General features: G+C 62.4%; 4 protein-coding genes and 1 pseudogene. 3 read left to right on the top strand and 2 right to left on the bottom strand.

What is annotated here, in order from left to right; genetic code table 11:
• Nucleotides 1–369 (top strand): annotated as a pseudogene (locus tag BLR05_RS25450) (type IV secretion system protein); the annotation flags it as partial.
• A gap of 185 nt (nt 370–554) precedes the next feature.
• Here BLR05_RS25450 and BLR05_RS25445 read toward each other — a convergent pair.
• The gene (locus BLR05_RS25445) at nt 555–1382 is read right to left on the bottom strand and encodes a DUF932 domain-containing protein (RefSeq protein ID WP_092840581.1); all 828 of its coding nucleotides are present in this window, start codon (nt 1380–1382) and stop codon (nt 555–557) included.
• A gap of 703 nt (nt 1383–2085) precedes the next feature.
• On the opposite strand from BLR05_RS25445, the gene BLR05_RS25440 reads away from it, so the two are divergent.
• Both BLR05_RS25440 and BLR05_RS26365 read left to right on the top strand, forming a co-directional pair.
• Nucleotides 2086–2943, top strand: coding sequence for a hypothetical protein (locus tag BLR05_RS25440; RefSeq protein WP_092840578.1), 858 nt, complete (start codon nt 2086–2088; stop codon nt 2941–2943).
• A gap of 250 nt (nt 2944–3193) precedes the next feature.
• Nucleotides 3194–3931: a hypothetical protein gene (locus BLR05_RS26365; protein ID WP_143016047.1), complete on the top strand. Its 738-nt coding sequence runs from the start codon at nt 3194–3196 to the stop codon at nt 3929–3931.
• 57 nt (nt 3932–3988) lie between these two features.
• Here BLR05_RS26365 and radC read toward each other — a convergent pair whose 3' ends face one another.
• Nucleotides 3989–4498, bottom strand: coding sequence for a RadC family protein (radC, locus tag BLR05_RS25435; RefSeq protein WP_092840584.1), 510 nt, complete (start codon nt 4496–4498; stop codon nt 3989–3991).
• Nucleotides 4499–4833: the final 335 nt, after the last annotated feature.

The following is a 4833-nucleotide window of genomic DNA, read 5'->3' as shown; positions in this document are numbered from 1 at the left end:
TTCTCGCGCTACATCGACTCGGGCTTCGGCCTGCTGCAGGGCGAGGTGGCGTATCTCACGGCCACGCTGGTCGCGATCGACATGACGCTCGCCGGTCTGTACTGGGCGCTGGGGCATGCCTCGGGACAGGGTGAGGATGTGATGGCCCGGCTGATCCGCAAGGTGCTCTATGTCGGGGCCTTCGCGTACATCCTGGGCAACTTCAACCAGTTGGCGGGAATCGTGTTCCGCTCGTTCGCCGGCCTGGGACTGCAGGCCAGCGGCTCGACGTTGAGCATGGAGAACTTCCTGCAACCGGGGCGTTTGGCGAAGGTCGGCATCGACGCGGCCGCGCCGCTTCTCCAACAGATCAAAGAGATGGTTGGCTTCGGGCGCAGCACCAGCCGCGACAGCTGGACGAGGATCAGGTTCTTGGTCGGGTCCGCAGCTTCCAGCGGCACGGCGACGGCATCGACAGTGTGGATTTCGTTGAGGTTGATGGTGTTCATGATGTATCTCCAATCCAGAAAAACAGGGAATGGAGGGGACCGTTCCCCTCCAGGCAGGGGAACAGGTCAGGCTTTCAGTTGGCGCAGGCCATCGGCCAGCAGCCAGAGCGCGCGGTTCAACCGCACGTCGGAATCAATGCCCTGCACGGGTCGGGTCTGCTGGCGGCGCCCGTTGGTGCTACGCCCGGCCAATCCGCCCTTGGTGATGTTTTCCTGCACCCGGTTGAACGTGGTCCATAGGTCGGGCCGGCGGTCATCGAATCGGCGCGGCATCAGCACCTGCGATTCGGTCACGGGCGCGGGCTTGTTCGGGTCGTCGTACTTGAGGGCCAGCGCGGCACGGGCGAACACCTCGGCCTCACCCTCGTCCAGCGTGACGCTGCGCATGAGGTCGCGGGATTCCTTCACTCGCTCGAAGCCGCGCAACACCTCGAAAGCGCCTTCGATGACGGAGCAGGCCACGTCGCCCTTGTGCGGTACGCGCACGTCCGCCACCGTGTCCCCGCACACCAACCCGTTGCAGCACACGAACCGGAACATGCCTGCCAGCATCTGGTAGCTGCTGGTGCCGTCATGCGAGTTCAGCAGGACGATTTCGTTGGCCTCCGCGCCGTTGATCTGGCTGGCGTGGCGCAGGCGGATCATGTGCTTGGTGTGCTCGCGCTTGCCCTCGTCCCGTACGCGGGTCTGCGTCACCGCGAAGGGCTGGAAGCCTTCCTTGCGCAGCTCGGTCAGCACGGCGGCGGTGGGGATGTAGCTGTACCGCTCGGACCGGCTCTCATGCGGGGCCTCGGCGAAGATGGACGGCGCCACCCTGCGGATCTGGTCGTCGGACAGCGGGGAATCGCTGCGCAGCGACGGGGAACGGGAAGCGAAACGGGATGCGAGTTGCATGGTCTTTCTCCTGACGAAAAGGCTGTTGAAGAAACACCGCACACCGGATTCCTAGATTCGGAGCCCAGCCTTCCGGCTGTTCTGTGCGGTTGGCACGATGAACCCGGTTGGCCCTGTTGCCACCGTCTTTCCTGAGTTCATCGCCCGCGACGGTCAGGAGCGCGCGGACGGAAGCCGTCAAGGAGACAAGCGCAGGGGTGGTGCGGCCCGCAGGCGCAGCCGAGGACACGGCCCTGCGCGCCTTGACGGCGCACGGACGCGGGCTACAGTCGCGGACAAGGTGATGAAGTCAGGGAAGACGGCTGGACACGGCGGCGACCGCCTCACTGCGCCGAACCGCACGGCAAGCGAAGCGCGCAGGCCCGAAGCTGGAAGCCGGGCCGGAGGCGTTAGCCGAGCGGAGCGAGGGAACGATGGAAGCCCGTCAGGGGCGAGACCCGCGCAGCGGGGCTCGATGCGCAGCACGACAGCGCGACCGGCCATCTCCCGGAGGGCCGGGGACGCCCTACTCCGACCAGGTAATAAATCGGATGCATGCCAGCCATGCACGTTGCGCAGGGTCGATGAGATCGACTCTCTTGCAGCGGAACCGATGATCGCGGCGCCAGCAAAACTTGGCACACCGTCCCGGAAGCAGGATGGGCCAAGCCTGCTCGGCGACAGCCTATCTAGACTTCAACGCACTCCCATCCGATCCAGAACAATGGCCTTTTCAAAAAGCTCGCTCAAGGACCTCTCCGCACTCATCGAACGCATGACGCGCTCGGATGGCAGATCGCGTCATCTTCCGAAGGGTAGCCAACACAAGAAGTGGATAGAGCCCTCGCTCATCATCATGATCGTCGTCAACACGGCGTTGCTCGCCATCGCCCTCCAAATCGAGCGGCACTATCCGGGCGTGCTGCCAGCGAGGATCTCGCCTAACTGGGCGCTGGTGACCATCGTCCCGGCCATGGCCTACTTCCTGCTGTTCTTCTACGACGCCGGGAAGATGCTCCTGGAACAACGACGAAACCCCTGGGGCACGATCTACAAGCAGTTCCAGGCCGACATGGTGTTCGATGCGGCCTACATCGAGCAATTGAAGGCGTTCCCGAAGGACATGCTGAAGTACGCCTTGGTCCAGTACCGCCACCGTTGGAGCCGCGTCGATGGCAGAGTCATGCTGTTGGCGGGCGACGTCAAGAAACTAGGCCTGTTCCCCGGCCTTCTGGCGATCCTCGTTGCGACCCCGAAACTATGGGAGGGTCCGTGGAGTACCTGGATCTGGCCAGCAGTCGCGATGACGAGCGGGTTCTATCTCATCGCCTTCCTCGTGATCGCCTCAGGCGAGCGACGCGCCCAGGTCTTCGACCTGCTCGAATACGCCATCGCCCAACCTGAACCAGCCGCCCCAGGCAACACCTCCCTGCCGGACCCGGTCCAACACTCCCTGGGTGTGGCGCCGAGTCACTCCAGCTCCGAAGCCCCCAACCAGCCGACGACGCCAGCCCCAGGAAAATCCCGACACGGCAGCGGGCAACTTCCCGATACCGCCGCACGCGATCCCGTGGGAATCTGACCATGCCGGACGCGGGCGCCATTGGCAGTTCCTCCCGCGAACGCCTGAGCAGCGCCATCGCCGGTGACCCATACTCGACCCGAGCCGTTACAGGGGTTTAGCCGGCCGCAGGCCAAGAGTGTGTCAGGCAGACGGTCGAACAATGGTGCCACATGCCGTTTTTGGGGGCATGAGCGGCCGATGTCTTGCGCTTGAATGATTCCAAGCGGGTTCTTTAGACTGGCAGCAAACTCCACATGGATTCGGACCCATGGCACTCGAAGAGTCTTCGATCGAAACTATCTTTGAACTCTTGGAGGAAATGACAAAACCCGATGATCGGCAGCGCCACACCTATGAAATTAGCAACAAGACGCGAAAGTGGCTAATCTTCTTCGCAGGATGGATGATCCTCGGAATCATAGCTCTAACGATAATTCGTCAAATATACAACTTCAATCTTCTTGGTGAATCCGACCATGTACCTCCACATTGGTTGCTATTGCTAATTGCACCGGCACTAGGATTTGGGGGTTTTTTGATTTTCGATTTAGGACGGGATTTGTGGCGCCAGTGGCGAGATCCATGGGACACAACCTACAAGCAGTTGCACACCGACATGAAAGCAGACGCAGCCTATTTGAAGAAGCTGTGCGACTTCCCCAAAGCGTTGCTAGAGTACGCACTGTTGCAATATCGACATCGTTGGGGGTGCATTGACGGGCGGACTCAACTGCTTGCAGGAGACATCAGGAAGCTCGGCTTTTTCCCTGGCCTGATCGTAATAGCTGTGGCAATACCGAAGCTGCTTGATAGCCAGGCAAGCGCTATAGGATGGCACCTGGCCGCTATGTCTGGAGCGTTCTTGCTCATGGCCTTGTGTATAGGAGCCACCAGCGAGCGGCGCAGTCAGGTGATCGCATTGCTCGAATACGCAATCGCCCATGCCGAGCCAGCGCCGCTTGCTGGAACTGCCTGCGAGCAACCAGCGATATCCACGACGCCGTAGGTCGCTCGGGTACGGCCGCCACGGCCGTGCCAAAAAGGGGGCCGAAGCCCCCGAAGTTCACCTCCAACCTCGCATCGCCATCGACACCGCGCGTGACCCCGCGATGATGAAGTGATCCAGGGTCCGCACGTCCACCAGGCTGAGGGCGCTGCGCAGGCGCTCGGTGAGCTGCTTGTCCGTGTCGCTCGGCGTCCGGTTCCCGCTGGGATGGTTGTGCGCCAGAATCACGGCAGCCGCGTTCAAGCGCAGTGCTTCCTTCACCACGTCGCGCGGATGTACCTCCGAAGTATTGATGGTCCCGCGGAACATCTCCACGTACTCGATCAGCCGATGCTGGTTGTCCAGGAACAGCACGGCGAACACCTCGTGCTCCAGGCCCGCCAACTTCGCGCAGAGGTACGTCTTCACCGAAACCGGCGAGTTGAACTCCGCGCCCCGCTGTACCTTCAGGTCGGCCACGCGCCGCGCAGCCGCCAAGATCTGGTCAACGGACGCAGGACGGTAGCGCCCCCGGCCGTCGCGCACGTGCAGCGACGCATCAGCATCGAGAATGGACAGGTTCGACATGGTCATGATCTGCTCCGGTTGCTCGGGCGGAATTGCCCGGCACCGTCGCCATCACGGCGCAGCGCAAGCCGTCAGGGGTCGCAGACGGCCGCAGGCCGCCAGCGTGCCTGCAGGCACGCGCAGCCCTTGACGGCGAGAACGCCGTGGTACGTTGGAGGGAACGGCAACGCCCACCCCGCCATCCCTAACGAAGACGGGCTTTTGCAAACGTAGTGCGCAGGTACGGCTCAAGGAGTGCACCGAAGTTGCATGCAGCAAAAATATTCGCTTCGAACGCGCCTAGGAGCGAAGCCGGTCCAGCACGGCCTGCAGCCCTGGCTTCTTGCGGACCTTGA

The sequence above is a fragment of the Paracidovorax cattleyae genome, from assembly GCF_900104515.1.
Taxonomy (GTDB): Bacteria; Pseudomonadota; Gammaproteobacteria; order Burkholderiales; family Burkholderiaceae_C; genus Paracidovorax; species Paracidovorax cattleyae.
This window is presented reverse-complemented; position numbering and strand designations above follow the sequence as displayed.

What these genes read in the sequence shown, in the direction of transcription:
- radC (WP_092840584.1), bottom strand. Translation starts at nt 4,498, where the DNA reads ATGTCGAACCTGTCCATTCTCGATGCTGATGCGTCGCTGCACGTGCGC.
- BLR05_RS25440 (WP_092840578.1), top strand. Translation starts at nt 2,086, where the DNA reads ATGGCCTTTTCAAAAAGCTCGCTCAAGGACCTCTCCGCACTCATCGAA.
- BLR05_RS25445 (WP_092840581.1), bottom strand. Translation starts at nt 1,382, where the DNA reads ATGCAACTCGCATCCCGTTTCGCTTCCCGTTCCCCGTCGCTGCGCAGC.
- BLR05_RS26365 (WP_143016047.1), top strand. Translation starts at nt 3,194, where the DNA reads ATGGCACTCGAAGAGTCTTCGATCGAAACTATCTTTGAACTCTTGGAG.